Source organism: Kineococcus arenarius subsp. arenarius (assembly GCF_050871845.1).
Taxonomy (GTDB): domain Bacteria; phylum Actinomycetota; class Actinomycetes; order Actinomycetales; family Kineococcaceae; genus Kineococcus.
On sequence record NZ_JBJLSE010000178.1, the window covers coordinates 1 to 2892 of the forward strand.

At 72.9% G+C, this 2892-nt stretch carries 4 protein-coding genes and 1 tRNA gene; 4 read left to right on the plus strand and 1 reads right to left on the minus strand.

What is annotated here, in order from left to right; all coding sequences use genetic code 11:
• Positions 1-615: 615 nt before the first annotated feature.
• Positions 616-1041, plus strand: a complete 426-nt coding sequence (locus ACRYM0_RS20705) for a hypothetical protein (protein WP_432507735.1) — start codon at positions 616-618, stop codon at positions 1039-1041.
• Between the two features lie 221 nt (positions 1042-1262).
• Here the strand turns inward: ACRYM0_RS20705 and ACRYM0_RS20710 are convergent, their stop codons facing one another.
• Positions 1263-1937 (minus strand): hypothetical protein, encoded by a 675-nt coding sequence (locus ACRYM0_RS20710; RefSeq protein ID WP_432507736.1) that lies wholly within the window; start codon positions 1935-1937, stop codon positions 1263-1265.
• Positions 1938-2163: 226 nt separating this feature from the next.
• Here ACRYM0_RS20710 and ACRYM0_RS20715 point away from each other — a divergent pair, with 226 nt between their 5' ends.
• The 3 genes from ACRYM0_RS20715 to ACRYM0_RS20725 all read left to right on the plus strand — a co-directional run bounded on the left by ACRYM0_RS20715 (position 2164) and on the right by ACRYM0_RS20725 (position 2852).
• Positions 2164-2367 carry a hypothetical protein gene (locus ACRYM0_RS20715; RefSeq protein WP_432507738.1) on the plus strand — a complete coding sequence of 68 codons (204 nt, stop codon included), beginning with the start codon at positions 2164-2166 and terminating at the stop codon, positions 2365-2367.
• A 134-nt stretch (positions 2368-2501) separates the two neighbouring features.
• The gene (locus ACRYM0_RS20720; protein WP_432507739.1) at positions 2502-2687 is read left to right on the plus strand and encodes a hypothetical protein; all 186 of its coding nucleotides are present in this window, start codon (positions 2502-2504) and stop codon (positions 2685-2687) included.
• 92 nt (positions 2688-2779) lie between these two features.
• Positions 2780-2852: transfer RNA gene (locus tag ACRYM0_RS20725), tRNA-Lys, on the plus strand.
• The last annotated feature ends 40 nt before the right edge of the window (positions 2853-2892 follow it).

The window sequence follows — 2892 nt, forward strand, 5'->3', positions numbered from 1 at the left end:
CCCTGACCTGCGGAAGCGCAGGTCAGGGGCCCTCCTCCCGTTTCTGCGCGGCAACGAGCGGCGGCAACACTCACCCTCCGTCGGCTTCGCCGCGGCGCGCATCCACGCAGGTCGAGCGTGCACGGCATTGATCAACCGGGTGATTCACGACACGCGATCGCTGCCGTGACGGCGCTTGCTCAAGTGCGCCCTCGACTACCGTGGGGGCCCGCTAATCGACCAGAGGGGAGCACGGGTGCCCGCCCCCAGGCGTATACGGCTGCAAGAGGGCACCTGGAGCCACCCCCGCTGTGAGTCGTGCGGCAAGGACCTCAAGTCAGCGATCTACGTGGACGACGAACGGACGGAACGGTGGCTGATCCGTTCCCGGTCTTGCCAGGGCACTCTGGTGGACTTCCATGCGGGCCTGCAGAAGCTGGACAAGCTGGGATGACGGGACGTGGTCAGGCTCAGCACCGCTCACGCCAACGTGCACCTGTACGAGTACCACAAGCTGCGGAAGGCTCCCGAGCGCACGACCTCGTTCGCTACGATTGACAGTCCTGATGAGCTGGTCAAGGCTCGCAACTGGGTCTTCTCCGATGGCATCCCGCAGAGCGAGAGGTGGTTGAAGCAGTGGGCACGAAGAGTGTGATGGCTGACCGCCTACGGGCAGCTGCCTTGACGGCCTTGGCGCAAGGCACCCCCGACTACGAGGCTCACTTCTCGATCAACGATTCGGGTGACGAGGACATGTACGACGCCGACGGCAACCTCGTCATCGAGACCGCCTCGCTGGATGAACCTGCCCGCGACGTCCTTCTGCGCGTCAGACAGCACGGCCACTCCGTGAAGATCACCGCCGCCGACGGCAAGTCGCTCCTGATCCTGTCGGTGCTCGTCAGCTCACACCCCGGTGGGTCAGGCAACTCTGAGGTGCCGGCGGACATGACGCTCCGGGACTTCATCGCTGCGGCCGAGAGGAACCCGGAGATGTCGTGGAGCAGCGGGGCCACCGGATTCGCAAGCATGCTCTCGCAGCGCTTGACCGTCTCGGCCTGACCTACTTCACCAGGGCCTCATCCCACCGTGATCGGTGCGATGAGGCCCTGGTGCTGTCCACTCGAGTAGTCGCACGCAGTGCGACGTGGTGACTCGACCTGATCGAAGTAAGCGCCTAGCGGCTGCGCCGTACCGTGGCCGCCGCAAGCCCTCGAGTCCCAGGGCGGGGAGGACCAGGGCCCTCACGCCCTCTCGCTGCACCACCGCTGGGTCGAGTCCCGTCACTCACCCTGCGGACGAGGCCCCGCCCCTTCGGGGGGCGGGGCCTTCGTCGTCCCCCGGCCCCGCCCGGCCTGCTCCCGCGCCACGCGCAGCAGCTGCTCGCGCAGCCAGGCCAGGTAGGCGTCGCGGTCGGCGCGCAGGGCCAGGGAGATCACCGGCCCCGCGGGGCTCTCCCAGGCGCCGGCGCCGCGCACCGGCAGCACCACCACGTCGAGGGTGAAGGGCAGGACCCGCCGGCCGAGCTCGCGCTCCACCTGCGCCAGCAGCGTCGTCTCGAAGAGGGCGACCGGGACGTCGGCGACGACCCGCGCCTCCCGCTGCCGGGCCCGCTCGGCCCAGGCGACGGCCTCGTCGACGCCCAGCTCGGCCAGGCCGCGCAGCTCCGCCATGCCCCGCAACCCCGGGAAGGACGGCGGCAGCAGGGAGGTCAGCGCCTGCGGGCCGCCGGGGAAGGCGCCGGCCCACCAGCGGGCCCACTGCAGCGCGGCGGCCTCCCGGCCGGCCGGCGGGGAGGCCGCCGAGCCCAGCGGGCGGGCCGGCGGGTCCAGCGGCGGCAGGTCGGGCAGCCCGGGCACGCCGGGCGGGCGCAGGCCGGCCGCGTCGCGCAGGTGCAGGGCCAGCAGCAGCGCCTGGGGCATGACGGGACGCACCCCCCACCGCCCGGCGCTGCGCACCGCACCACTGTGCGCGAGCTCACAGCCGGCGTCCAGGCGAATCGCGGTGCACGCCCGGGTGGCGCTGGCGCGATCGGGCGGCGCGGTCGGGCAGGGTGGTCGGGCAGGGTGGTCGAACGTGGTGGGCGTCCACCCCGCGCGGGGTCGGCGTCCTCCCGGGGGTGGACACCGGGGTGCGGCTGCGGGCCGATGCGGGCGTCGGCCGCCCGCGCCTAACGTCCGGAGCGTGACCACGACCTCCTCGAGCACCGTCCCCGCCCGTGCCGCGCACCTGCTGCCCGGTCCGCGCGCGACGGCCGCCGCACGCCGGCGCCGGCGCCGGCTGGCCGCGGCGGTGGCGCTGCGCCGCGGTCTGCTGACACCCGCGCGGCACCCCGCCGCACCCGCTCCCGCGGGCGTGGGCGCCGACCCGGGGTCGCGAGCCCGCTGACGGTGCGCGACGGGGTCGCGGGCGGGTTGCTCCGGACGTGTCCTCCCCGGCTGCGCGGCTCAAGCGGCGACCGGGCGGCGACGACGAGGTAGGGGTCAGCCCCCACCGCGGGCCCGTCAACACCTGGAGGACCCATGCCCCCCGAGAACGCGACGCGCGAGGGGTCCGGCACGCCCGGCGTCGAGCCCGTCATGGAGATGCTCTCCGAGCACATCCCCCTGTCCCTGATCATGGACATCGCCTCGCCGGACGGGCCCCGCTCGGAGGAGCTGCTCGTCAGCGAGGGCCTGCCCGACGGCGAGTGGTGGACGCGGTCCTGAAACACCCGCCGGTACCGGGGTGCGAACCCCTCCCGCGCCCCGGTACCGGATTTCACCGCACCCCGGCAGGGCTGCTACAGTCCTCTCTCGTTGCGCCGTTAGCTCAATTGGCAGAGCAGCTGACTCTTAATCAGCGGGTTCGGGGTTCGAGTCCCTGACGGCGCACTCCCACGGCGAAGGGCGCCCACCCCCACAGGGGGTGGGC

What these genes read in the sequence shown, in the direction of transcription:
- ACRYM0_RS20720 (WP_432507739.1), top strand. Translation starts at nt 2,502, where the DNA reads ATGCCCCCCGAGAACGCGACGCGCGAGGGGTCCGGCACGCCCGGCGTC.